Source organism: Bacillus sp. FSL L8-0099 (assembly GCF_038006385.1).
GTDB classification, from domain to species: Bacteria; Bacillota; Bacilli; order Bacillales; family Bacillaceae_G; genus Bacillus_A; species Bacillus_A toyonensis.
On record NZ_JBBOVC010000001.1, the window covers coordinates 4,802,825 to 4,829,522 of the forward strand.

Sequence of the window (26,698 nt, forward strand, 5' to 3'; positions counted from 1 at the left end):
TTTAGTTTCCCCCTACAATTTCTCTCAATTTTTCTTCAATTACATGTATGTCATCACCTTGAAGTGGACGTGGATCAATATCAAAGAATCCTTGTCTTACTCCGTAATCACGTGTATAAATTGCGATTTCCCCTTCGCGTAATGCTGTCACAACATCTTTTGCTGATTTATTTAATTGTGTCTCGTTAATATGAATACGAGCTCTAAAGATTGCTCTTCCGGCTTCATCTTGAACGATCGTTACATTTACGCCGTTTAATTCTTTTAGCGGCATAAGTACTTGTAACAATTCTTTTTCTTGCTCGCTCTTATCTTCTTTTACCCCGTACTCATCAAGCGCTTGAAGTAAGCCAAATGTTGTTTCTTTCCCAACCTTCATACTTCTTCCGATGCAATGTAATTGCACTTTTAGCCACTCAATATACTTTCTTTTACCGCCCACAATACCAGAAGTAGGCCCTTCAATCGCCTTTGAACCACTATAAATGGCAAGGTCTGAATACTTCACATATTTTTGAATGTCTTCTTCAGCTGCCGCATCGACGATAAGCGGGATGTTATTTCGCTGCGCAACTTCCCATGCTTCTTCAACAGAAATCATATTTTTTTGTACTGCATGATGGGATTTCACATAAAGAATCGCCGCTGTATTTTCACCAATCGCATCTTCAATATGCTCTGCTTTCCCTTCATTTGCATAGCCAACTTCTACAAGTTTACCGCCGCCTAAGTAAATCATCGTTTCAACAGGGGCACCGTATTGAACGTTATGACCCTTTAACATAATCACTTCGTTTTTCGCGATTACTTCTTGATGAAGTCTTTCACTTTTACGGCGATTTCCTTCTGTAACGATACCAGCGATAGAAAGCGCAATTCCACTCGATGCTGAATTCACAACAACTGCTGCCTCTGACTCTAGAATTCTCGCAATATGGTCTCCTGCTTTATCTACTAAATCAGCAATTTCCACATAATTTTGTCCACCATGTTTCATTGCATCCATAACTGTATTTGCCGGAGCGGATACACCTAAAATACTCATTCTACCGCTCGCATTAATCACTCTTTTTAATCCATACTTAGCATTCAATGAATGACCCATTGATTACAACCCCTTTCGTATCAATCCTTCTTTCAGCAATGCGCTGATCCCCTTCTGAATCAATTAACGTAACCTTCTCATCTTTCACCGTAAATAAAGTTAAATTTGCAATATCGCCTTCTTGAATGCGGCCAAGCTCAGGTTTCTTAAGCCACTCTGCTGCATGTTTCGTAACCGCATCAATCACTTCTTCTAGCGGATAACCTAAGTAAAGGAATTTCGAAAGAACGTGAGCCATACTATACACTGGACCGTGTATACGGTTCTTCCGGTAAATATCTGTACTAATTGTATTAAGCGCAATACCGTAACGCTTCGCCGCTTCTGCTACTTTAAAAGAAAAACTAGCATTACCATGACCAACATCTAAATGTACGCCGCGATTCACTGCATCTAGTAACACAGGTAGCGGTTTGCCTTCTTCATCAAATAAATTATTTTCTTTCCCGTTTAAATAATGTGTAATGACATCATCTTTTTCTAAAAGAGGTACAACTTCCTCAATGCGAGGAGGCGCTGAACCGATATGTACCATAATTGGCAATGATGTTTCACGGGATAAATCACGCGCTATATGAAGTGGTTCAATTCCACTATCACAAACGACACTTTTACTCATTCTCGCCTTTAACCCAACGATTACATCTTTATACTTTTCTACTGCTTCTATTACTTTCTCTTTATCTATCCATTCCATATTGGATAATTCATCAATTCGTTTTAAACCGATGCGAGAAATATTTAAAAAGGCAAATAAATTCGTTTTTGCCTGCTCTCTACTTTTTACTAAATCTGCAATGCGATCAGCACCGCAGCTACCTGCATCAACAATTGTCGTTACCCCTTGCTTAACGCCAATTTCGTCCACCTCATCGCCATACGGATCAAACTCTGGAAAAGCATGAACGTGCAAATCAATCCAGCCACTTGATACGTAAGTACCTGAGTAATCAAGAACCTTTCCACCCTCACCAGCACCAGCTTTCGTCACCTGTGCGATTTTATTATTTTCAATTACAATGTCAATCTCTTCCCCGTTCACACGTTTCACATTACGTAGTACGAATCGTTCTGTCATTGTATTTCCACCCTTTTCTATAAGAAGCCATAAGAATACGCTTACATTAAAATTTCATTTTTCTTTATCTCTTTCACACATTTAGAGTAGCACAAAAAAAGGGAGAAGTAAATATAACGTTATAATGTTTAAAAGTAAATAAAAAGATGCTCCTCAAAATGCTGATAGTACAGGAAATTATATCAACGATTTTTCGAATATATCTATCATAACTTACAATATATCAACGATTTTTCAATTATATCTATCGTAACTCAAAATATATCAACGATTCGACAAGGAATATCGATTTACCGACAAAAAACGCCAATCCCTTTCTTATATACGAAAAGGCTGCTCCAAAACGGAACAACCTCTTTATCTATTCCTGAACCGTCACAATAATCCCATCCATATTGTTCCCCGAAATTTCATACTGCTTATTTACTGGGACATTTACGTTCATATTCTCTGAAACTTTATAATAAGAAACCGTATATTTCTTGCCTTCCACCTCAGTTGAAATTTCTTTTTCCTCTTTTAAGAACTCTAAATATTCCTCTAGCGTAAAATTCTTTTTTTGCATAATTGCGCTATGAGGTAAACCGACGTAACGTATATGCCATGGCTCATATTGAATGCCTGTAATGTTACTTTTATTTTTCGGGTAGCGTAATACAAAGCCATGCTTCCATACGTTCTCCTCCACCCACTTACCTTCAGGAGCCCTCTCCATTTTCTTTTGAGTAGACCCAACATCGAGTGATAATCCTAAATTATGCTCACTGTATCCTGCTGGGAGTGCATAATCTGATCCCATTTCTTTATATAATTTACTTTGTTCTTGAAAATCTCGGTACCCGCTACTCATTAGAAAATGCTGTACTCCATCTTTTCCAGCCGCATCGACAACGTTCAAAAACTTTTTTACAACACCCTTTGATAAGCGAAGGTTTCTATCAAATATTACATAACCTCTTACTAATTCACTATTATGATTTACATTTATAATATCAGACCTAATACTATCTTTTTTTACTGGGTAATCTTTATTAACTAATAGTAGATCCCCTTTATAAATTTGTTCTTTTGTAACCTCTACCTTTTCCATACTTGCAGTCTTTACTGCACTATTTCCCCCGCCGATTTTCACATCAATTTCCTTTTGAAATAACGGTGATATGTAAACGCCTACACAGATTGTGCATGCTATAAAAAAAGAAATAAATACCCACTTTTTCATTTCTAGTTCCTCCTTAACGTAACTTACGTATAGAATAGAAAAAACTATTAAAATAAAAAGTGGGGTAAAGTTTAAATTTTTATTAAATTGTTACGTTCTCGTCTTTTGGCAATCTCACTTCAAATAGCGTTCTAACTACATTACTTTCAGCAGAAATCGTACCGTTATGCTGCTCGACAATATTTTTTGCAATAAATAGTCCAAGGCCTGTCCCGCCACGGTTCTCGGTTCTCGCTTTATCACCTGTATAAAACATATCAAATAGATACGGTAAATCTTCTTCTGGAATGCTATCTCCGTAATTCATAACTTGCACGACAACTTCTCCATTATCGACATACCCATTCATATCAACAAATTGTCCATCATATCCGTATCGAACAGCATTTGTTAACAAGTTTTCAAATACTCTAGCTAACAATTTTCCATCACCGTGCATCGGTAAATGAGCATCAACATGCAATCTAGCTTCTAAATGATGTTTCTCTAATAACGGATATAATTCCTCTTCTAACTGTATAAGCAACTCACTTATATCAATAGGCTTTTTATCCAGCTTTAGCATGCCATAATTCATACGTGTAATTTCAAATAGCTCATCAATTAAACTTTCCAGCCTTTGTGATTTCGTATATGCAATCGTGGAAAAATGTTTAATTTGTTCCTTCGTCAAATTCTCATCTTTAAGAATTAAATCTAAATATCCTAACACGGATGTTAATGGCGTTCTTAAATCATGAGCTAAATTCACAACGAGCTGATCTTTACTACTTTCAGCAAAGTCGCCTCTTTCCACAGCTTCTTTTAACTTTTCACTCGCAACATTTATTTCGCGCGCGATATTTCCAAACTCATCATTTGATGAAACTTGAACTTTATTTGTAAAGTTACCGTTCGCAAGATGATGAATCCCATTAGAAATTTCATCAAAGTATTTTAAATACGGTTTTGTCAAAAAGAAGAAAAAGATAATAGATAACGGAATAAAGAAAATTAAAAAGAAGTTAATGTCCCCAAATTCCCTTACCATTGATCGAAATTGCGCTAAAGGCTCTTCGTAGCGAACCATCTTTTTATAATACAGCTGCAATCCTTTATAAATTATATAAGTTACAGTTGCTGCAAGCACCATACTTAACGCAAATAAGGCAATCATTTTAAAACGAAAGCTTTTCATCATGTTAGCCATTGAAAGTATAACCTACCCCCCACACTGTTTTTATTAACTTATCCTTTCTTTTATCTTCCCCAAGCTTTTTCCGTAACGTACGAATATGTACCATAACTGTATTTCCACCTTCATAATAATCATCTGCCCATACTTGCTGAAAAATATTTTCCACATTGTACACTTTCTTCGGATGACTCGCTAATAAATATAAAATGTCAAATTCTTTCGGTGTTAACTCAATTTGCTCTCCATATACATTTACCGTTCGGCGCTCAGGATCAATAATGACTCCGCCAATCTCTAAAGCAGACTTACTCTCCGCTACTTTCGGTTGATTTAACGTAAAAAACCTACGCAGTTGTGCATTTACACGTGCAACTAGTTCTATTGGTGTGAAAGGCTTCGTCATATAATCATCCGCACCTAGTACAAGACCTGTCACCTTATCGAAGTCAGATGTTTTCGCGCTTAAGAAAATAATCGGCATATGATATTTGGCGCGAATCTGTCTCGTCACTTCATACCCATCCATTTTCGGCATCATAATATCTAAAACGACTAAGTCAATTGACTGCGTTTCAATAATATGAATTGCCTCTTCCCCATCAGCTGCTTTCACAACGTGGTACCCTTCTTTTTCTAAATGTATCTCAATTAAATCAGCAATTTCTGCCTCATCATCAGCTATCAAAATTGAAATGCGCTTCATCTTACTCCCCCTTTATACGCTCGATTTTAAACTAGTCTATCCAATTTGTACAATACAAAAAAGGCTACCCGTTTGAGTAGCCTTAGTAAATGAAATTATATCGACCATAACTTGAATTATATCGGCGATTTTCCAATTATATCGACCGTAACTCGAATTATATCAGCGATTATTGAAATATATCGACTTACCGACAATTAACGACAAAACCCTCTCGCTATTTGCGGACAGCCTAACGAAACTTCCATTTACCGCTCAAACACAATCCGCTGCTTCGTGATTTCATCCAGTCTCTTGCGGTCTACTTCATACTCAGCTTCAACACTTTGCGGTACAATCACTTTCCCGCCCTTAAGCATCACTTCCGGCGAAATAATATCCTGCTCCCAATGTCGACTAGAAGCGGATATATCACCAGGAATCGTAAAGTTCGGCAATGAAGCAAGCGCAACGTTTTGTGCTCGTGATATACCCATTTCTACCATACCGCCGCACCAAACTGGTATGTTATGCTCCATACAATAATTATGGATTTGAATAGATTCTGTTAATCCGCCCACTCGTCCTGGTTTAATGTTAACAATTCGGCAACTGCCAAGTGTAATCGCAACGCGCGCATCTTCTAAACTATGGATGCTTTCATCTAAACAAATCGGCGTTTCAATTTTCTTTTGCAGCTGTGCATGATCAAGAAAATCGTAATCCGCTAGCGGTTGTTCAATCATCAGCAATTGAAATTCATCTAGTCGTTTCAGCCTCTCCGTATCCGCTAATGTATAGGCTGAATTTGCATCAGCCATTAACGGGATATTCGGAAACTCTTTACGAATTTCTTTCAATAATTCGTAATCATGCTCTGGCTTTATTTTCACTTTAAAACGCTCGTATCCTTCTTCCGCGTACTTCTCAATTTGTTTTAGCATAACCGGAATCGTATTGATCCCGATTACAACGCCGACCTCAATTTCAGACTTCGTTCCGCCAAGCAATGTCGCTAGCGGTTTCTTTTGACGCGTCGCATATAAATCCCAAACAGCCCCTTCTATTCCGGCCTTTGCCATTCGGTTTCTCTTTATATGCTGGAACAAACTCGGCACTTCATTCGGATGAGAAATTTCAGTTTCCAATAAATCCAGTATTAAAAAATCCTGAAGTACATGCAGTGCTGTCTTCACCGTTTCTTCCGTATACCACGGTTCAGAAAAAGCAACGACTTCACCAAAACCAACGTATCCATCTTTATCTTCTAATTCAACGACGATACTCTCACGCCTTTCGTAAGTTCCGTAGCTTGCAGCAAACGGGATTACGAGTGGCATTTCCGTTATATAAAGTGTCGCTTTTTTTATCTCCACCTACATCTCCTCCACTAATTGTCTTAACTCTCGTCTTAACAATTTTTTCGAAGCGTTTCGTGGTAATTCCTCTAAGAAACACACTTTCTTCGGCACTTTATATTTCGCTAATTTCTCCTCGCAAAAATGAAGAATTTCTTCTTCTGTTACCTCTCCGCTTTTTACAACAAAAGCAGCTGGCACTTGTCCCCAACTTTCGTCAGCCATACCGACAACACCGGCTTCTGCTACTGCAGGATGAGATAGTAACACTTCTTCAATTTGAGCTGGATATATATTTTCTCCCCCAGAAATAATTAAATCACTGCGGCGGTCTAATACGTATAAAAATCCTTCTTCATCTAAATAACCGAGGTCACCAGTATGAAGCCAGCCATTTTGAATTGTTTCACGCGTCGCATCTTCACGGTTAAAATAGCCACCTGTTACGTTCGGTCCTTTTACAACAATTTCTCCTTCAGCATGTGGAGGCACTACTATGCCGTCTTTTTCAATACGAAGCTGACATTGGAATAGTGGTTTTCCAGCTGATCCTACTTTCGTTAACATGTAATCTGCTGATAACGTACAAATTTGCGAAGACGTTTCTGTCATACCGTACGTTTGATACACAGGAATTCCTTTTTCTACACACGTTTCTAATAATGGTTTCGGCGCTGGCCCTCCGCCTAGTAACATGCATCGTAAAGAAGAGGGATATGTCTCTTCTCCAAGTCGCTCTAAAAGATCTGTTAACATTTTAGAAACGACAGAAATAATCGTAACGCCTCTCGTTTGAAGTGCTTCATGAATAAAATTAGCATCATATTTCGGAACGAGTAAAATGCGCATACCGTACATAATATTTTTCATTAACAGAGATAGCCCGCCAACGTGGAACATCGGCATACAAGCTAACCAGCAATCATCATCACGAAGCCCTAAATTAAGCGAAGAACCGACTGCGCTTGCCCAATGATTACCGTACGTTAAAATAACGCCTTTCGGCTTCCCTGTCGTCCCAGACGTATAAATAATTGTCATCGCTTCTTCTAAAGAGAATTCTTCCTGTATAGATGCTTCTGCCTTCGATCCATTCATCACTTCAGCGAATGAATATACAGGAACATCTGTAGTCTCAAAATCTTGATCCGTCACTAAACAAACAACTTCAGCATCATCCATTTGCCAAAGTAGCTCTTCTCTTGAAAGACGCGTATTTAAAAGCACAGCTACTGCACCTACGTAAGATAGGGCGTGAATAACTGTAATCATCTCCATACCATTTTTCATCAGAACAGCCACCTTTTGTCCACGCTTCACTCCAACATGCGTGAGACGTTCACAAACAGATACTACTTTTTCATGCAGCTGCATAAAAGTAACCTTTTCATCCTCTATTTCAATTGCAGTGCGATCTGGTGTTAAAAATGCACGTTGCTTTAACCAGTTAGGCATCGTCTCCATCATTCATTCTCCTTTCATGAAAGAAAGAGACTTGATGTGACATCAAGTCTCTTAGTTGTTTTGTTTCCGGTTGATTCCATCTAGCTGCGCCTCCTAGCCCCTTCCGTCTAAGAACCTTCCGCACGAGAAAGTAAAAAACACTTTCTGTGCGAAAGAACCTTAGCCTACGAGGCTAAACAGTCGGCTCCGCTTTTGGTTTGATCACGGGAAACGAGGGAATTGACCGAAGTCCGGACTGCGTTTTTCTTTGAACGCGTCACGACCTTCTTTTGCTTCTTCAGTTGTGTAGTACAATAACGTTGCATCTCCAGCTAATTGTTGAATACCAGCTAGACCGTCTGTATCTGCGTTGAATGCAGCTTTTAAGAAACGAAGTGCCATTGGGCTGTTTGCTAAAATTTCTTGTGCCCATTGTACTGTTTCTGCTTCAAGCTCTTCTAATGGTACTACTGTGTTTACTAAGCCCATATCAAGCGCTTCCTGTGCGCTGTATTGACGACATAAGTACCAAATTTCGCGAGCTTTCTTGTGGCCTACCATACGAGCTAAGTAACCAGCTCCGTATCCACCGTCAAAGCTTCCTACTTTAGGACCTGTTTGTCCGAATACAGCGTTGTCTGCAGCGATTGTTAAGTCACATACGATATGAAGTACGTGTCCTCCACCGATTGCATAACCTGCTACCATTGCGATAACTGGTTTAGGAATTGCGCGAATTAGACGTTGTAAGTCTAATACGTTTAGACGTGGGATTTGGTCGTCACCTACATATCCACCATGACCGCGAACTTTTTGGTCGCCGCCAGAACAGAATGCACGTCCACCTTCACCTGTTAAAATGATAACGCCAACATTTGCATCATCACGAGCGTGTGCAAAAGCGTTGATTAACTCCATTACCGTTTTAGGACGGAATGCGTTATGTACTTCAGGGCGGTTAATCGAAATCTTTGCGATACCATTGTATGTTGAATAAATAATATCTTCGTAATTGCCTTCTTTTACCCATTCAATAGCCATTACAACTACCTCCTTGTATATTTCTGATCTCCTCTATAAGTGTAGCTTCCCTCTTAGGTGAAAAAAGCATCACTGCATAGTTTTTAGAAATCCCTTTACTATTGTATCAAACTTTTCCGGTTGTTCCACATGAATTGCATGGCCAGCACCATCAATTTTGACAAATTTCGCGTCAGAGACGCATTTTTCGATATTTTTTAATATGCGAAAGAACTTTTCATCATGCTCACCGTTCACTAAAAGAACAGGCATTTTTAAGTTTTGTAGCTCATTCCACCATGAAGGCTGAGCCCCTGTTCCCATGCCTCGCAAGCTATTTGCAAGTCCTTTTGGATTGTTAGCAAGTCGTTCTTTTCGCACTGCTTCTTGTACCTTTTCTGCTAAACGTTTTTGCGTTTCGAACAGCGGAATATTTTCCCACATCGCTACAAAACTTTCGATTCCTTCTCGCTCAATTTTATGAGCAAGTCGCTCATCTTTTTCACGACGTTCTTTTCTAGCCTCTTCACTTTCAAGCCCAGCTGTACAATTTTCTAATAAAAGAGAACGTACATATTCTGGATATAGGCATGCCATCGTAATCGCCAGCCTACCGCCCATTGAATAGCCGAGTATGTGCGCTTTTTCAATATGAAGGTAATCTAGCAGCTCTTTCATTTGTAATGCCGCATTTCTAATATCATAATGCATCACAGCTTCAGGACTTTCCGTTTTTCCGTGCCCAACAATGTCTACTAAAATGACTTGAAATTTCTCGCTCCAAGAAGGAACGAAAGAACGCCACGTTTCCATGCTTCCCGTAAAACCATGAAGAAGTAGAAGTGGTTCACCGCTTCCGACTACTTCATATTCATACGATACACCTTGCAACGTTACTTTCATCGTGATTCACCTTGTAAAGATGTAGTAATTACGTCCATCGTTTTTGCCCATAATGTACGGTGCAATGTTAAGTTCTCATCACGATTCGTACAAATTTCCACAACGTGTAAACCTTCCGCCCTTGTTCCCTTTTGTACCTCTTCTCGGAATTGCTCCCAACCATTTACACGGCTAAATGAACCACCGTACATTTTAACAACGTGTTCATAATCAAGCCCAATCGGTGTTCCAAATAATGATTCAAAATGTTCCTTTTTCTCATACTGTGGTAAGAATGAGAAAATACCGCCACCGTCATTATTTACAACGACAATTGTTATGTTTAATTCATGTAATTTCGCTGCTAACAGTCCATTTAAATCGTGATAAAATGATAAATCACCGATGACTAATACGAGCGGATCACAAATAACGCTCGCGCCTAAAGCTGTTGAAATGATTCCATCGATACCATTTACACCGCGATTTGCCATCACCTGAATGTTTTTATTTGATGTGAAGAAGAATGAATCTGTATCACGAATTGGCATACTATTACTCGCAAATAACGTTGCCCCATCTGGTAAGACGCGTACAATATCCGTAATAACCTTTCCTTCAAATGCCGTTTCATATGTTTCCATTTCACGAAGCGTTTCCTTCGTTTTTTCGTTTATATGTTGCCACATTCCGAACCAATCATTCTTTTTCATAGCTGGCATTTTTTCTATTAATGCACTACAAAATGCAATATCATTTGCCTGCACAACTTCTGTCGCAACAAGAGCTGGATCTCTCCATTGTCCGGATTCGTCGACAACGATATGAACGGCTTTCGTCTGTTTTTTAATAAACTGCGTTAATGCTTTCGAAACAGGCATACCACCAAAGCGAATCATAACTTCTGGCTTCCACGTTTCTTTTAACAACTCATTTCGTAAAAATGTATCGTAACAGTCGATTACCATCGTTTTATCGTGATGTCCGCTACGAATGTTAGAAAGTGGATCCGCTAATATTGGATATCCTGTTTTTTTAGCTAATTGTGCCGCAAACTCTGCGATTTCTGAATGACTATCATCTCCACAAATAATAAGCCCCTTTTCCATATGTGAAAGGCGCCCTACAAGAGAATCTACATATTCACTCGGCATCACCGCGTTCCCTTGCTGAACTACTCCTGTATATTCCCCGCGTCCTTTATCCCATAAACTTTCTAATGAAAAGTCCGGGATAAGCGGTTCACGAACTGGAAAATTAAGATGAACAGGTCCTTGCGGCGTTAAAAGTGCGCTTGCTATCATGCGCTGCGTCGTCATGCGAGCATAATGATACATCGCTTCACTCGCTTCTGGAATCGCCATCTCTGTAAATTGCTTCACAAACGTACCGTATAAATTAATTTGATTCATCGCTTGTGGTGCACCGACATCTCTTAATTCATGCGGTCTATCTGCCGTTAAGACGATAAGCGGCACTCGTGAATGAAAAGCTTCACATACAGCTGGGTAATAGTTCGCCGCTGCCGTTCCTGACGTACATAATAATGCAACAGGACGTTTTTTTGCTTTTGCGATACCAAGCGCAAAAAATCCTGCTGATCTTTCATCTACGTGTAAATATGTGTTCATTCCTTCATGTTGTTCCATTAGTAAAGCAATCGGCGTTGACCGTGAGCCTGGACTAATGACAACATCACATACATTTAGACGCGTCAGTTCATCCACGAACGCGCCTAAATAATATGATAATGCTTCTATATGATTGTTCATTTCATTAATTCCTCCAAAGCACCAAGCATCGGTCTAAACTTCAAACTTGTTTCTTCATATTCAAGTTGCGGTACAGAATCAATTACAATCCCACAACCGGCAAATAAGGATGCTTTCTCGCCATTTAATAATCCGCAGCGAAGCGCAACCGCAAATTCACCATTTCCTTCATCATCTATCCACCCAATCGGTGCACCGTACAATCCTCTGTCTAACAATTCCACATCACGAATGAGCTTCATCGCTCCCAAACGAGGTGTCCCGCCAAGAGCTGGTGTTGGATGTAATTCTTCTACCATTGTTAAAAGACTCACATCACCTTTTGCTTCTACAGGCGTATATAAATGAATTAAGTTTTTCGTTGTTAATAAACCCGGACTTTCCGGAATATTAACGACGTTGCAATGCTCATTTAATACACCGCGAATCATGTTCACTACATAACCATGTTCAGCTAAATTCTTTTCATCATGAAGAAGCGCATTACCATTTTGTTTACTTTCTTCTATAGAATGACCATGACCGATTGAACCAGCAAGACACATCGACGTAAACTTCTCATCTTCTTTGCGAATTAATCTCTCTGGCGTCGCTCCTAGGAAACATGCTCCTTTATAATCAAAAGAAAATACGTAACAATCCGGTTGCCCAATGCGAAGCGCTTCTAAAACAAGAGCAGAATCAATAGAATGATTCACCTCTACTTTTAACTCCCTCGCTAATACAACCTTCTGCACGTTACCCTGCTTCATCTCATCTTGCACTTTCTCAATTGCTTTCATCCAGCCTTTCGGATCAACTTCTACTTTAGAAGTAACAATTAATTTCGATCCTTCTAGCGCACATTTACTCTCCCCAAAAATTTTCTCTTCTAAAGAAATCATTTCGTTATAAAGAGTTTCTGCACAATCTGTTTCTGAAACAAATGTATTCATCGTTAACCACGCTTTTTCATTTTTTACAGTTAATAAAAATGCGGGTAGTGAAAATGTTGTATCTTTAAATTCTTTCCATAGGTCTGTTTTCTCTTTTTCTGGATCAAATGAAAACCCACCAAATAAAAGAGGACCTGTTCCAAATTCATATTCATCTCTTTGCACAAATGCATTCTCTTTTACTTTCTCCCACTCATCACGAGCAGTTTGAAAGCGCTTATGAGAAGAATTTGCTATAGTGAAAACAGAGCCAATTCCTGCAAATATTACATGCTGAGCTGGGTCTGCAAAATAACATCTATTTTCGAATGAAGTCCTTTTTCCTGCTGCATAAAACAGAAGTGGATCCACCCAGTCTATTTGTTTGACAAAACTAACTAATGTTTTTTCATTCTTTACACGCTTAATGGCCGCACTAAGAACTTCTTGCAAGCCTTTTTGTTTCGTTTGAATCACAATTGTCTCCCCCCTATGGGCGAAAAATAGTCATAATTACGCTTGATTTTAAGATACACCTCAAACGAAAGGCCTGTCAACGTTTAGCATTTCTGAGAAATTCACCTTCTCTTCCTAGAAAATAAACGTTGACACTAAATGATGCTTTTTCTACACTTAATTGTGTACAATATGTGACCTAAGGAGGATTCAACATGGAAATGAACGTCGAAACGAATTCCTCTCCTACGGCGCCAAAGCCAAGTAAACAAACAGGCTGGCGCATTTGGTGGAGTTTACTACGCCCCCATACATTAACAGCAGCTTTCGTTCCTGTTTTCATCGGAACAGCATATGCGATGCAGGTCGGAGGTATAAATCAAATACATCTCCCTCTTTTCCTTATGATGCTTCTTGCTTGTCTTCTCATTCAAGCAGCAACAAACATGTTTAATGAATACTTTGATTATAAAAGAGGACTCGATCACGAAGGTTCAGTCGGTATCGGCGGCGCTATCGTTCGCGATGGCATTCAGCCAAAAACAGTGCTTAACTTAGCATTTGGATTTTTTGGCATCGCAATGCTATTAGGCGTTTATATTTGTATGAATTCTAGCTGGTGGCTTGCTGCAATCGGTCTCGTTTGTATGGCCGTTGCTTACCTTTATACAGGCGGCCCACTTCCAATTGCCTATACACCATTTGGAGAGTTAACAGCAGGATTATTTATGGGTGTCATTATTATCGGGATTTCATTCTTTATTCAAACTGGAACTGTAACATCAGAAGTCATTTTACTATCTATTCCAAGCTCCATTTTAATTGGTGCCATTTTACTAGCTAATAACATCCGTGACTTAGATGGCGATAAAGAAAACGGTCGTAAAACGTTAGCAATTCTCGTTGGACGTGAAAGAGCCGTTGGTGTACTTGCTTCTATGTTCATCGTTTCCTACATTTGGACAATTGCTTTAATTATCGTGGGCATCGTATCACCATGGATGCTGATCGTATTTTTAAGTGCACCGAAAGCATTTAAAGCGACGAAAGGTTTTATCGGCAAAAGCATTCCAATGGAAATGGTACCTGCGATGATTTCAACAGCAAAAACAAATACAATCTTCGGTCTCCTCATGGGAATCGGATTATTACTTGGATATTTCCTTTAAAAGGAGCTGCTAATGCGGCTCCTTTTTCATATACCAATTTCAGCTCATAATTCCTACTCGCAACGCTCATACTATGTAAAGAAACTGAATTGTAGGAAGGTGGATGACAATGTTAACTCCACAACAAGTAAATCAATTTAAATCCGTTTTAGAAAAACAAAAACAAGAACTAGAGCAAACAATACAAACTCATGAAAATGAAAATCGTGCCTCTGAACGCGATTCCGTCGGAGAATTGTCTAGCTATGATAACCATCCAGGTGATATGGCTACAGAGCTATATGAACGTGAAAAAGATTTCGGGCTTATTGAGCTTTGGCATAAACAGCTAGAGGATACGAAACATGCCTTGCAAAAAATAGAAGCAGGTACGTACGGTATTTGTGAAGTGTCTGGCGTGGAAATTCCATTTGAAAGATTAGAAGCAATGCCGACTGCTACAACATGCATACAGCACGCGACAAATAAATTAAATATGGAGACCCGTCCAGTTGAAGAAGAAGTATTGGCTCCTTCTTTCCATAAGCACGATGAAGATCATTCTGTTGAGTACGATGCAGAAGATGCGTGGCAAGATGTCGCAAATTATGGAACGTCTGAAACACCGTCTGATTTAGAAAGACAAGATTCAAAAAATTATAACGGTATGTATGTAAATAGTGAAGAGAATGTTGGATATGTAGAGGATTTCGAAAACTTTATCGGTACAGATATGTATGGAAAAAACCCACAAGTTTTCGCCACAGAAGAACATGAAGAGTATGAACAAATGCTTGATGACTTTGAAGAGCGTACCTTCAAAGGCGAATTATCTTCAAATGAATCTAGTTCCAAAGAGTAAAGTGAAACTTTAATTAGTGTGGGGACCATCCCCCACTAATTATTAGCCCACACCCTTCGGACGTTTACGGGATAAAAAAAAGCATTCCGAAATTCGGAATGCTTTTTATCGCTAGCTAATTAGTTTTTTGTAACGTTAGCTGCTTGTGGTCCGCGGTTTCCTTCAACGATTTCGAAAGAAACTTCTTGACCTTCTTCTAAAGTTTTGAAGCCTTCGCCTTGGATAGCTGAGAAATGTACGAATACGTCTTCTCCGCCTTCAACTTCGATGAAGCCAAAACCTTTTTCGCCGTTAAACCATTTAACTTTACCTGTTTGCATGTCATGTACCTCCTAAATAAAAATGAAACTATGAATCCACATGAAAAGGTGGATATAAAGGACATGAATGTATAACAAGCTTACAGCCTTTAATACAACGTGCTTTATTTCCGTACCACATTATGTAGCTCAATAGTGCTTTCACTATATCACGCTATATGAAAAACGTCAAATGAGAACACTTTCATTCCATCATTTTTTTATAATTTTAATATAATGTTGAATTTCCATCTCCTTATTTTATTTGAAAATTAACAAAACTAGAGTATTCTAATACTATTAAATTCTGTACAATATAAATATATATTACATATGAGGTGAAAAAAATGAAGGCACATGAAATCGAATATAAGTTATACGGTGACGATATGCAGTTCGTTGAAATTGAATTAGATCCAGAAGAGAGTGTTATCGCAGAAGCTGGGGCAATGATGATGATGGAAGACTACATCGAAATGGAGACAATTTTCGGTGATGGTTCTGGACCATCTAACGGTCTATTCGGAAAATTAATGGGGGCTGGTAAGCGTCTTGTTACAGGTGAAAGCATGTTTATGACTGTATTTACAAATACAGGTCACGGCAAACGCCACGTCTCATTTGCTGCTCCTTATCCTGGTAAAATTGTTCCTGTTGATTTAACAGAATATCAAGAGAAAATAGTTTGCCAAAAAGATGCGTTTCTTTGTGCTGCAAAAGGTGTTTCTATCGGAATTGAGTTTACTAAAAAAATAGGAACTGGTTTCTTTGGTGGTGAAGGTTTCATCATGCAGAAACTTGAAGGTGATGGTCTAGCTTTCATGCATGCAGGCGGAACTGTATATAAGCGCGAATTAAAACCCGGCGAGAAACTTCGCATTGATACAGGTTGTCTCGTTGCCATGACAAAAGACGTTAACTATGATATTGAATTTGTAGGAAAAGTAAAAACAGCTCTATTTGGCGGTGAAGGTTTATTCTTCGCAACGCTAGAAGGTCCTGGAACGGTTTGGATTCAGTCCTTAACACTTAGCCGCTTAGCAGCACGCCTTACGAGTCCAGCAGCTCAAAGCACCGGTGAAGGCAGTGTTTTAGGTGGACTTGGTCGTTTATTAGATGGAAAAGAGTAAAAGTGCCCTTATGGGGCGCTTTTTATTTAGGTGGACTACGCTTCCCCTCCCCCCTCATATAACTAAATGTTCCATCCTCATTTTCAAAACCCTCAAAAAGAATGAATCAAGTCCCTCACTGCATATATTTAACCATACCTTTTCTTAAGGAGGGCTTCCTTAATGCGTACTCCTTTATCCTTTGATAAAGACACTGCCATATTGTTAGCTTCTTGTTGTGAGTTAACGTATGAACAATATAAACAAAATGGGATTTTTGAAATACCAGATGGTTTTCAATATGTACAAGGTTTTCAAGGAAAAACCATTCAAATGACAGAATGGTTTGGATTCATATTAGAATCTGAGGATACAATTATTGTAGCTTTTCGGGGCACACAAACAGATACAGACTGGATTATCGATTCACTCGTCAACCAAAAGCCATACCCATATGCTTTAAACAGCGGAAATGTCCATAACGGCTTTCTTTCTATTTATGAATCTTGCCGAGATTCTATTATGGATATGCTCGTATCGTTGCCAGCCCATAAAAAACTACTAGCTACCGGACATAGTTTAGGTGGTGCGCTTGCTACATTACACATATTAGATGCACGTATCAATACTGCCTTCGCACAATATGGCCTTTATACATTCGCTTCTCCAAAAGTAGGAGATATCGCTTTTCGAAATTATTATAAACTACAAGTAGCTAGTAGCTTTCGTTTTGTAAATTTATTCGATGTCGTTCCACTTCTCCCTCCGCGAAACATAAATTTTAATGATCGTGATTGGGAATATGCCCACGTTCATCACAATATGACATTTACAAAAAATACAAAATCTATTACGAATAATCATTCCATGACAACATACAAAACATGTCTGACTTCTCATTTTTAACCAGTAAACAATTGGAAATTATACATTCGTATACTATAATAATATATGAATTTACTTTTGGATGAGGGGACCTTACATGTTAAAGTTTATCTTTGCACTTTTTCTCATTGTAATTTTTTCGGTTACAGGTTTCTTTACATTTTCATACTTTGCGACAGGAGAATATGGTGGAACAGGCATAATCTATACCGCTATCCCATTTCTTTCTTAAGCAAAATAAGTAAACCGAGCTTAGTCTCATTTAGCTCGGTTTACTTTGCGAAGCAATCGTATTCCTGTTTTAAAAGCGAATACACTTTAGAATCACTGTACGTATTATTCATTTTTACATTTTGCCTCAATGTACCTTCATATACCATTTTTAATTTTTGCATCACACGTTCAGAAGCTACATTTTTCACACTACATCTCCCTTCAATACGATTCAAATTTAATTCTTGAAAACCAACTTTTATAACTTGTTCTAACGCTTCAACAATAACTCCTTTCCCCCAATATGTTGGGCTAATTACAGCTCCAATCGATGCACTATTATGTGGCATAAGCCATATTCCACATGTTCCAATTACCTTTTGGTTATCATTCAGCATAATAGACCATATAAGAGCCTTACCATCTCGTATCGTTGTAAACATATTTTCTAATAAACGATGAGTTTCCTCTTTCGTTTTATGTACTTCCCTCGGTACATATGTAGCTGTTTCCGCATTAGAATATACTTCAAATAAATCAGCTGCATGTGCACCATGTATCTTCGTTAAAATTAATCTATTTGTTTTTAAATCTCCTTGTTCATACATACCCTTCATATGCCATTCACCACACTTCTGTATAATGAGTAAAAGTCCCTTCAAAAGGGACTTTTACTTAATGTTGTTTAACCGTATTACCAATACCCCAAATTTCATTACTGTACTGCAAAATCGTTCGATCGCTCGCAAAATGACCTGATTGTGCAATATTTAAAATCGACATTTCTAGCCATTTCGTTCGATTTTCATAAGTACGCCCTACAGCTTCTTGCCTTTCCGCATATGGACCAAAATCTCGCAAAACGAAATATTCATCATTTTGAATAACGAGAGAATCGTAAATTGCTTCAAATTCAGCTCCCGACTGTGCAAAGAAACCATTCGTTAACTGATCTACCACTTTTTTAATATGCATATTGTGGTGATAATAATCACTTGCACGATATCCACCATTTTGATAGTAATGAAGAACCTCTTCCGCCGTTAAACCGAAAATGAAACAGTTATCATCACCGACCCTGTCTTTTATTTCAATATTAGCTCCGTCTAATGTGCCGAGTGTAATCGCACCATTCATCATAAATTTCATATTTCCTGTTCCTGATGCTTCTTTACTCGCAGTTGAAATTTGTTCACTTACATCCGCCGCTGGGAATATATCTTCCGCTACAGAAACTCGATAGTTTTCTAGAAAGATAACTTTCATATATTGGCTTACGTACGGATCGTTATTTACTTTCCTTGCGAGTTCATTAATTAATTTAATAATTTTTTTCGCATAATAATAGCCAGGTGATGCTTTCGCTCCAAAAATAAAAGTACGCGGATAAAATGTAAAACTAGTATCCTCTTTCAAACGGTTATACAAATATAAAATATGAAGAACGTTTAATAATTGTCGCTTGTAAGCATGCAGTCTTTTTACTTGCACGTCAAAAATAGAATTTGGATCAATTGTAATCCCCATTTTATTATGAATACGCTCCGCTAAAATCTCTTTACGCTCTTGTTTTACCTCTGCAAATTTCTCTTGGAAACTCGCATCATATTGAACTGTTTGCAACGCCTGCAGCTTAATCGGTTCTTTCTTCCACTCTGTTCCAATCGCCTCTGAAATAAGGTTCGTCAGCTGCGGATTTGCCTTCATTAACCAACGTCTATGAGCGATTCCATTCGTCTTATTATTAAACTTATCTGGATAAAACTCATAAAACAATCGCATTTCACGTTGCTTCAAAATTTCCGTATGAATTTTTGCTACACCGTTTACGCTATGGCTACCGACAATTGCTAAATGAGCCATTTTCACAAGATCATGTGCAATAATCGCCATATCTTCAATGCGATGCCATTCGTACGGATAACGTTCCCAAAGTTCATGACAGAAACGTTCATTAATCTCTTCAATAATCATATAAATTCTCGGTAATAACGGTTTAAAAATGTGAATTGGCCACTTCTCAAGCGCTTCTGATAACGTCGTATGATTCGTATAAGAAATCGTTTGCGTTGTTATGTGCCAAGCCTCTTCCCATGCTAGTTTTTCTTCATCTAATAAAATACGCATCAGTTCTGGAATCGCTAAAACCGGATGTGTATCATTAATATGAATCGCAATTTTTTCATGTAATTGACGAAGGTCACCATATCTTTCTCTATGCGTACGAACGATATTTTGTAAACTTGCTGATACGAGGAAATACTGTTGTTTTAAGCGAAGTATTTTCCCCTCATCATGCGTATCATCTGGATATAAAAACTCCGATACCGCCTCTGTTTCACGCTTATATTTCAAAATATCTTTGCAGTTTTGCGGGAAAGGAACTGGTTCAGCATTCCAAAGCCTAAGCGTATTTACAGTACTCGTCTCATAGCCTACTACTGGAACATCATATGGTACCGCCATAATGACTTCTGCATTCGTATGCCTGAACTCTAAACGTCCATCCATTTCTAACGGCTCCACACTGCCAAAATAGCTTACTTCTACAGCTTGATCATGCCTTCTTACTTCCCATACATTTTCATGAAGAAGCCATTGTTCTGGAAACTCAACTTGATAACCATCAACAATTTTTTGATCAAACAAGCCATGTTTGTAACGAATCCCACAGCCGTGTCCTGGTAAGTTTAAAGATGCGAGTGAATCAAGAAAACAGGCTGCTAGACGTCCAAGCCCACCATTTCCAAGACCTGCATCTGCTTCCACCTCTTCTAACTCTTGCAAAGAAATCCCAAGCTCCGAAAGGCCCTGCTCACATACATCCCTGATGCCTAAATTTAAAATGTTACTTCCAAGCAAACGTCCAAGTAAAAACTCAATGGATAAGTAATACATTTGCTTTTGCTCTCCAGACCGATAGCTTTCGTTCGTTGCAATCCATTGACTATTCATATACTCACGTACCATGTACCCAAGCGTATTATATTGATCACGAGTTGTAGAGTCTTTGAAACTTTTCCCATACATCGTCTCTAACTTTTCTAGAAAGGCTGATTTGAAACTTTCAACATGAGTAAACATTTTTTCACCACCTACATGTTATTCCATGAGACTTTTATACAATTTCTTATAAGCAAGAGCTGATTTCTCCCAACTATAATCTTCAGTCATCGCTTGTGTTACAAGCTGTTCCCATACCGGCTTATCGTGATAAAATTCAATTGCACGGCGAACCGTATACAACATGTCATGTGCATTGAAGTTCGTAAAACTGAAACCATTTCCTTCTCCTGTTTCTTCATCATAAGATTGTACAGTATCGTTTAATCCACCTGTTTCTCTTACAATCGGAATCGTACCGTACGCTAATGCGATAAGTTGTCCAAGTCCACACGGTTCAAACAGTGACGGCATTAAAAATAGATCGCTTCCCGCATACACTTGATGCGCAAGCTCCTCATTAAATCCGATATATACCTTCACCTTCTCTGGATACTCATATGCCATCCATTCAAAGAACTGCTCGTATTCTGAATCACCGGATCCTAAAATGATACATTGTACATCTTCTTCCATTATTTCACGGAATACAGTACGTACTAAATCAAGACCTTTTTGTTTCGTTAATCTCGTGACCATTGCAATAATTGGTGTATCCTCTTTTTCTGGCAAACCAAAATAACGCTGCAATGCACGTTTATTTTCATTTTTTTCATATAATGACTCTGCATCATACTGAGCTGTAATATACGAGTCCGTTTCTGGGTTATATACGCTCGTGTCAATTCCATTTACAATGCCACTCAGCTTATCATTATATTTTCGTAGCAATCCATCTAATTTCTCACCGAAAAACTCATATTGTATTTCTTCTTTATATGTCGGGCTAACCGCTGTAATTTGATCAGAAGCGATAATACCGCCTTTCATAAAGTTCACATTTCCATAAAACTCTAGCTGCTCACTATGAAAATATTCATCACCAAGCTCTAACAGGTCGTACATCACTTCAGGAGAAAATACACCTTGGAACTGCAGGTTATGAATTGTATATACCGTTTTAATACGCTCATATAATGGGTTGTCTTGATACTTTTCGCGAAGTAAGAAATTAACCATAGCGGTATGCCAATCATGGCTATGAAGAACATCCACTTCAAAATCAAGATGCGGAATACACTCTAAAACTGCCTTCGAAAAATAAGAAAAACGCTCTCCGTCATCATAATGACCGTACAAAGAATCCCTCTTAAAATAATATTCATTGTCTATTAAATAATACGTAATCCCGTCTTGCTCACCTTTTAAAATTCCGCAATATTGATTTCTCCAGCCAAGAGGAACGTTAATTACTTTATGAAGCGTACATCCATCTCTTAATTTTTGCGGAATAAGACTATAATTCGGAAGTATAATACGTACATCCACACCTAATTTTTTAAGCTCTTTTGGGAGCGCACCTGCTACATCAGCTAATCCTCCCGATTTAACAAACGGTACACATTCTGATACTGCAAATAAAATATTCACTTGTTGTCCCACTGCTCGAAAAGCATATATTACTCTTCTTGCAGCTTCCTCCCTTCGAGTTTTCATTTAAATTAAAACTTTAATCAGTGGAGGAAAGACCCCCACTGATTCTTCAAGAATAACTATTAATCGTACTGTTTTGAATGCTTCCTTTTTCTACAACGTACGGCTCATCGGTGTTTCCTTTTAAAACGACACCGTCACCAATTTTCACGTCTTTATCAATAATAACACCGTCTATTATACAGTTATCTCCAATTTGGCTCTTTTGCATAATAATACTATTACGAACAATTGAACCTTTTCCAATTTTAACAGAACGGGAAACAACACTGTTTTCTACTTCCCCTTCAATAATACTGCCATTTGCAATCATTGTATTTTTCACGACTGCATCCTTTAGGTAACGAGTTGGTGGCTCATCTTTTACTTTCGTAAAAATCGGTGCTTCTTTCTTAAATAATTGCTTCCAAATAGCAGGTTGCAAAATTTCTAAGCTATGTTTATAGTAACTTTCAATCGAGTCAATAATAGCTACATATCCTGTATGCTCATACGTAGCAATATGCAGTGATTTTCCGCGCTTTTCTCTCACTACATCAAATAAACTGTATTGCTCCACATCTTTATATGTCTCAAATAAATCTAACAATAATTGTTTCTTTAACACGTATGTTTGAAGCGAAACCCCTTCATGGCAAACTTCAGTAATATCAGCTGCCGTATGTATATGCCGCTCTAACACCGCCTGGAAATTTAATGCTGTTACGAGATGGCTATTCGTAATAACAACGTATTCTTCTCTGCTTCTTAGAAAATAATCAATATGTCTTCTAAAATGTGCAAAAGATCCAAACTCATCTTGGTCACATTGGCAATTTGGTGGGAATAAAAACAATCCGTCACGTTTTCTATCTAAATCCCACTGTTTCCCTGAACCAACATGGTCCATTAACGAACGGTTTTTATGGCTTGTAAAAACCGCCACACTATGAATATTAGAATTCACCATATTGGAAAGCATGAAATCAATGAGTCGATAACGGCCCCCAAACGGTAGCGCCGCTAGTGAACGATGCCCTGTTACTTTCTGTAAGGAAGTAAAACTTCCCGTTGCATTAATAATTCCTAACATTTTTTCTCCCATTCATTTCATCCCCCTTTTCTATTTCCCTTCAGCAATTAATACTACATCGTCAACATTTTTTTCTGGACGAATGATTGTTCCATCTTCAATAACCATTTCCGATCCAACAATTGCTCTTTCAATCACAACACTTTTCCCAATCTTCGCTCCTGGCATAACGACGGAATCAATAACCATACTACCTTCTTCCACCGTCACCCCTTGGAATAAGACAGAATGCTTCACGTCCCCTTCAATGACGCACCCTTCGTTAATCAGTGATTCTTCCACTTTTGCCTTTTCCGCAATATATTGAGGCGGTTCGTTTGGATTGACAGAATAAATACGCCAGTTACGATCATTTAAATTCAATGATGTTTCATCGCGAAGTAAATCCATATTCGCTTCCCATAAGCTTTTCACTGTTCCAACATCTTTCCAATATCCTTCAAACGGATACGCCATTAGCTTCTTCCCTTCATCTAATAAAAGCGGAAGTACATCTTTTCCGAAATCATTACTAGATTCAGGATTTCTTGCATCCATTTCTAAATACTCTTTCAAAATTGCCCAGTTAAAAATATAGATTCCCATTGATGCAAGATTACTTCTTGGAAATTGCGGTTTCTCTTCAAACTCAACAATTTCCATCTCTTCATTCGTATTCATAATGCCAAAGCGACTTGCTTCATCCCAAGGCACTTCAATAACAGAAATCGAAACGTCCGCTTCTTTCTCAACATGGTAATCTAGCATTTTACTGTAATCCATTTTATAAATATGATCGCCTGATAAAATAAGGACATACTCTGGTTCGTACTGACTTAAATAGTTTAAGTTTTGATAAATGGCACTTGCCGTACCTGTGTACCACTTCACACCTGAAGACTCCGCATAAGGAGGTAATACTGTGACTCCACCGTTTACTCGGTCTAAATCCCAAGCATTGCCGATTCCGATATAATTATGAAGTTCGAGCGGTTGATACTGCGTCAAAATCCCAACCGTTTCAATACCAGAATTCGCACAATTACTTAACGTAAAATCAATAATGCGATATTTACCACCAAATGGAACAGCTGGCTTGGCTAAATTTTTTGTTAATGCACTTAAACGACTACCTTTTCCCCCTGCTAGTAACATTGCTACGCACTTTTGTTTTTGAGCCATCTTGTTTTTTGCTCCCCTTTCTAGTCTTCACTGGTCGTAATATGGATACGCCAAATGGTGGAATTGTAATTTCTACATGTGCCTCTTGATTATGGTACGGTTCTAGAGTCGCCTTAAGACGTTTTTTATTCACTTGCCCCGAGCCGCCATATTGCTCTGCATCACTGTTTAAAATCTCGTTATAATACTCGAAATCTGGCACCCCTACTTTATAGTTTTCATATGTAGCTTTCGTAAAATTACATACGACAACTAACGCATCTTCTTGTTTATCTCCTTGGCGAATAAACGAGAAAATACTTTGCTCATTATTATTAGCATCAATCCACTGAAATCCTTCAGGTGAATGATCAAGCTGCCAAAGTGGTTTTGAGCGCTTATACAATGCTATGAGCTCTTTAAAGTAATCATGCATATAACGATGCATTTCAAAATCATGTAAATTCCAATCTAAATCTTCAAGGTCTTTCCACTCATCAAACTGCCCAAATTCTCCTCCCATGAAAAGTAATTTCTTTCCTGGGTGAGTAAATAAATATCCATATAATAAACGAAGCTGAGCAAACTTATCCCAGTAATCTCCTGGCATTTTATTTAATAACGACTTTTTCCCGTGAACGACTTCATCATGAGAAAGCGGTAATATGAAGTTTTCAGAGTAAGCATATAGTAAAGAGAATGTTATTTTCTCATGAATATACTTCCTGTATTCAGGTGCACACTCCATATATTTCAGCACGTCATTCATCCAGCCCATATTCCATTTGTAATTGAATCCAAGTCCACCTTCATAAGTTGGAGCTGTTACAAGTGGCCAAGCTGTTGAATCTTCTGCTGTCATAAGAAAGTCTTCATCCTCTGCAAATACCGCTTCATTTAACTCTCGTAAAAATGAAACAGCGTGCTCATTACTTTGCTCCTGTCCTTCTTTATTCCAGTACAACATATTCGCAACTGCATCCACCCTGAAACCGTCAATATGGAAATATCTCATCCAAAATAACGCATTTGAAATTAAGAAATTACGTACTTCCTTTTTTCCTAAATCAAAATTGACAGTTCCCCATACTTGGTTTTCTTGTACATCCTTATCTTTATATTCATAAGTCGGTGTCCCATCAAACAAATATAGACCGTGAGCATCTTTACAAAAATGCCCCGGCACCCAATCTAAAATGACACCGATTCCATATTTATGACATTCATCGACAAAATACATCAAATCATGTGGTGTGCCGAATCTACTCGTTGCTGCATAATATCCCGTCCCTTGATATCCCCAAGAACGATCATATGGATGCTCAACAAGCGGCATGATTTCAATATGTGTAAATTGATGTTCCACCACATACGGAATGAGTTCTTCTACCATTTCCCTATAAGAATACAGCGTTCCATCTTCTTTCTTCTTCCAGGAACCGAAATGTAATTCATAAACTGTCATCGCTTCTTTATAAACCGGCTTTTTCTTTTTCTTACGACTCCAGTTTTTATCATTCCATTCGTATCCCTTCATATCAAAAACTACAGATGCCGTATTCGGTCTTACTTCTGCATATACAGCGTACGGATCTGCCTTAAAAATGACGTCACCAGCCATCGTTTCAATCGCATATTTATATATTTCCCTTTCTTCAATATGCGGTATAAACAAGGACCAAATTCCCTCTTCTGTCTCTTGTAGCATCTTATGTTGCTCATAATCCCATTCATTAAAATCGCCAACAACACTCATTGCTTTCGCATGAGGAGCCCATACTGTAAATCGTACCCCTCGCATCTCATCTTCCGTCACAATATGTGCGCCAAAGATGCTATAACTCTCATAGTACTTTTCTGTATGAAACTCATCTCGTTTCACTTTTTCACAATTTATTACACTCAATATGCTCACCTCACTAAGATGACAGAATTTTTTATACTTTAACTATTTCTGCAAAAAACTGTGATATCCTTGTTAATTTATAAAAAATATTCGTTTTTTTCTCAAAAACGTTGGTTTTTCTTCACATTTCCGTGTAAAATATCGAATTTTGACGAATATTCATTGCAAACGCTTCATTTTCCCCTATCTTTTTTACTATCATTTTTTCTCAACCTCTATTTTATTAGGTTTAGCCTATTTTTCATGCTATTTTCTACTTAAAACCGCAGCAAAATAATCTGTCATAAAAAATATTTCTCAATATTTTTTGTCATAATTTTATTGAAATGCGAAATTCATCAGCATATACTCGTTCTCAA

Annotated in this window: 23 protein-coding genes; 5 read left to right on the forward strand and 18 right to left on the reverse strand. The window is 38.2% G+C overall.

Going from position 1 to position 26,698, the window contains the following annotated elements; translation table 11 throughout:
- Position 1 precedes the first annotated feature (1 nt).
- From MHH42_RS24515 to MHH42_RS24565, 11 genes are all read right to left on the reverse strand, one after another.
- Positions 2 to 1,105 carry a DgaE family pyridoxal phosphate-dependent ammonia lyase gene (locus MHH42_RS24515; protein ID WP_000510082.1) on the reverse strand — a complete coding sequence of 368 codons (1,104 nt, stop codon included), beginning with the start codon at positions 1,103 to 1,105 and terminating at the stop codon, positions 2 to 4.
- A complete protein-coding gene (locus MHH42_RS24520) occupies positions 1,083 to 2,183 on the reverse strand; it encodes an amidohydrolase/deacetylase family metallohydrolase (protein ID WP_000139941.1) in 1,101 nt (366 codons plus the stop codon). The genes MHH42_RS24515 and MHH42_RS24520 overlap by 23 nt, the downstream gene beginning before the upstream one ends.
- A gap of 361 nt (positions 2,184 to 2,544) precedes the next feature.
- Positions 2,545 to 3,405 (reverse strand): M15 family metallopeptidase, encoded by an 861-nt coding sequence (locus MHH42_RS24525; protein WP_097873208.1) that lies wholly within the window; start codon positions 3,403 to 3,405, stop codon positions 2,545 to 2,547.
- Positions 3,406 to 3,487: 82 nt separating this feature from the next.
- Positions 3,488 to 4,594: a sensor histidine kinase gene (locus MHH42_RS24530; protein ID WP_000002593.1), complete on the reverse strand. Its 1,107-nt coding sequence runs from the start codon at positions 4,592 to 4,594 to the stop codon at positions 3,488 to 3,490.
- Complete coding sequence (locus MHH42_RS24535; protein ID WP_000822496.1) at positions 4,587 to 5,285, reverse strand: response regulator transcription factor; 699 nt, start codon at positions 5,283 to 5,285, stop codon at positions 4,587 to 4,589. The genes MHH42_RS24530 and MHH42_RS24535 overlap by 8 nt, the downstream gene beginning before the upstream one ends.
- 248 nt (positions 5,286 to 5,533) lie before the next feature.
- A complete protein-coding gene (gene menC / locus MHH42_RS24540) occupies positions 5,534 to 6,640 on the reverse strand; it encodes an o-succinylbenzoate synthase (RefSeq protein ID WP_070173875.1) in 1,107 nt (368 codons plus the stop codon).
- Complete coding sequence (locus MHH42_RS24545; protein ID WP_070173876.1) at positions 6,641 to 8,086, reverse strand: o-succinylbenzoate--CoA ligase; 1,446 nt, start codon at positions 8,084 to 8,086, stop codon at positions 6,641 to 6,643.
- Between the two features lie 201 nt (positions 8,087 to 8,287).
- Complete coding sequence (menB, locus tag MHH42_RS24550) at positions 8,288 to 9,106, reverse strand: 1,4-dihydroxy-2-naphthoyl-CoA synthase (RefSeq protein WP_340894402.1); 819 nt, start codon at positions 9,104 to 9,106, stop codon at positions 8,288 to 8,290.
- Between the two features lie 69 nt (positions 9,107 to 9,175).
- Entirely contained in the window at positions 9,176 to 9,988 is an 813-nt protein-coding gene (gene menH / locus MHH42_RS24555; RefSeq protein ID WP_070173877.1) for a 2-succinyl-6-hydroxy-2,4-cyclohexadiene-1-carboxylate synthase, read from the reverse strand.
- The gene (menD, locus tag MHH42_RS24560) at positions 9,985 to 11,739 is read right to left on the reverse strand and encodes a 2-succinyl-5-enolpyruvyl-6-hydroxy-3-cyclohexene-1-carboxylic-acid synthase (protein WP_001059231.1); all 1,755 of its coding nucleotides are present in this window, start codon (positions 11,737 to 11,739) and stop codon (positions 9,985 to 9,987) included. The genes menH and menD overlap by 4 nt, the downstream gene beginning before the upstream one ends.
- Positions 11,736 to 13,130, reverse strand: coding sequence for an isochorismate synthase (locus MHH42_RS24565; RefSeq protein WP_070173878.1), 1,395 nt, complete (start codon positions 13,128 to 13,130; stop codon positions 11,736 to 11,738). The genes menD and MHH42_RS24565 overlap by 4 nt, the downstream gene beginning before the upstream one ends.
- 194 nt (positions 13,131 to 13,324) lie before the next feature.
- Between MHH42_RS24565 and MHH42_RS24570 the strand changes: the two genes are divergently transcribed.
- The gene (locus tag MHH42_RS24570; protein ID WP_000425759.1) at positions 13,325 to 14,278 is read left to right on the forward strand and encodes a 1,4-dihydroxy-2-naphthoate polyprenyltransferase; all 954 of its coding nucleotides are present in this window, start codon (positions 13,325 to 13,327) and stop codon (positions 14,276 to 14,278) included.
- Positions 14,279 to 14,387: 109 nt separating this feature from the next.
- A complete protein-coding gene (locus tag MHH42_RS24575) occupies positions 14,388 to 15,119 on the forward strand; it encodes a yteA family sporulation protein (RefSeq protein WP_000957400.1) in 732 nt (243 codons plus the stop codon).
- 119 nt (positions 15,120 to 15,238) lie between these two features.
- Here the strand turns inward: MHH42_RS24575 and cspD are convergent, their stop codons facing one another.
- Positions 15,239 to 15,439, reverse strand: coding sequence for a cold-shock protein CspD (cspD, locus tag MHH42_RS24580; RefSeq protein WP_001193053.1), 201 nt, complete (start codon positions 15,437 to 15,439; stop codon positions 15,239 to 15,241).
- Positions 15,440 to 15,765: 326 nt separating this feature from the next.
- On the opposite strand from cspD, the gene MHH42_RS24585 reads away from it, so the two are divergent.
- The 3 genes from MHH42_RS24585 (at position 15,766) to MHH42_RS24595 (ending at position 17,644) form a co-directional block, all read left to right on the forward strand.
- Entirely contained in the window at positions 15,766 to 16,548 is a 783-nt protein-coding gene (locus MHH42_RS24585) for a TIGR00266 family protein (RefSeq protein WP_070173879.1), read from the forward strand.
- Between the two features lie 162 nt (positions 16,549 to 16,710).
- On the forward strand, positions 16,711 to 17,433 hold the full coding sequence (locus tag MHH42_RS24590) for a lipase family protein (RefSeq protein ID WP_001260116.1): 723 nt from the start codon (positions 16,711 to 16,713) through the stop codon (positions 17,431 to 17,433).
- A 76-nt stretch (positions 17,434 to 17,509) separates the two neighbouring features.
- Positions 17,510 to 17,644 (forward strand): hypothetical protein, encoded by a 135-nt coding sequence (locus MHH42_RS24595; protein ID WP_000911069.1) that lies wholly within the window; start codon positions 17,510 to 17,512, stop codon positions 17,642 to 17,644.
- A 40-nt stretch (positions 17,645 to 17,684) separates the two neighbouring features.
- Here the strand turns inward: MHH42_RS24595 and MHH42_RS24600 are convergent, their stop codons facing one another.
- From MHH42_RS24600 to glgB, 6 genes are all read right to left on the reverse strand, one after another.
- Positions 17,685 to 18,242: a GNAT family N-acetyltransferase gene (locus MHH42_RS24600; protein ID WP_097837519.1), complete on the reverse strand. Its 558-nt coding sequence runs from the start codon at positions 18,240 to 18,242 to the stop codon at positions 17,685 to 17,687.
- A 58-nt stretch (positions 18,243 to 18,300) separates the two neighbouring features.
- Positions 18,301 to 20,709 (reverse strand): glycogen phosphorylase, encoded by a 2,409-nt coding sequence (gene glgP, locus MHH42_RS24605; RefSeq protein ID WP_000494069.1) that lies wholly within the window; start codon positions 20,707 to 20,709, stop codon positions 18,301 to 18,303.
- 18 nt (positions 20,710 to 20,727) lie between these two features.
- Complete coding sequence (glgA, locus tag MHH42_RS24610; RefSeq protein ID WP_002106619.1) at positions 20,728 to 22,158, reverse strand: glycogen synthase GlgA; 1,431 nt, start codon at positions 22,156 to 22,158, stop codon at positions 20,728 to 20,730.
- A gap of 112 nt (positions 22,159 to 22,270) precedes the next feature.
- Positions 22,271 to 23,305 (reverse strand): glucose-1-phosphate adenylyltransferase subunit GlgD, encoded by a 1,035-nt coding sequence (glgD, locus tag MHH42_RS24615; RefSeq protein WP_097837521.1) that lies wholly within the window; start codon positions 23,303 to 23,305, stop codon positions 22,271 to 22,273.
- A gap of 18 nt (positions 23,306 to 23,323) precedes the next feature.
- On the reverse strand, positions 23,324 to 24,454 hold the full coding sequence (glgC, locus tag MHH42_RS24620; protein ID WP_340894409.1) for a glucose-1-phosphate adenylyltransferase: 1,131 nt from the start codon (positions 24,452 to 24,454) through the stop codon (positions 23,324 to 23,326).
- Positions 24,402 to 26,339: a 1,4-alpha-glucan branching protein GlgB gene (gene glgB, locus MHH42_RS24625; protein ID WP_340894411.1), complete on the reverse strand. Its 1,938-nt coding sequence runs from the start codon at positions 26,337 to 26,339 to the stop codon at positions 24,402 to 24,404. The genes glgC and glgB overlap by 53 nt, the downstream gene beginning before the upstream one ends.
- Positions 26,340 to 26,698 lie beyond the last annotated feature (359 nt).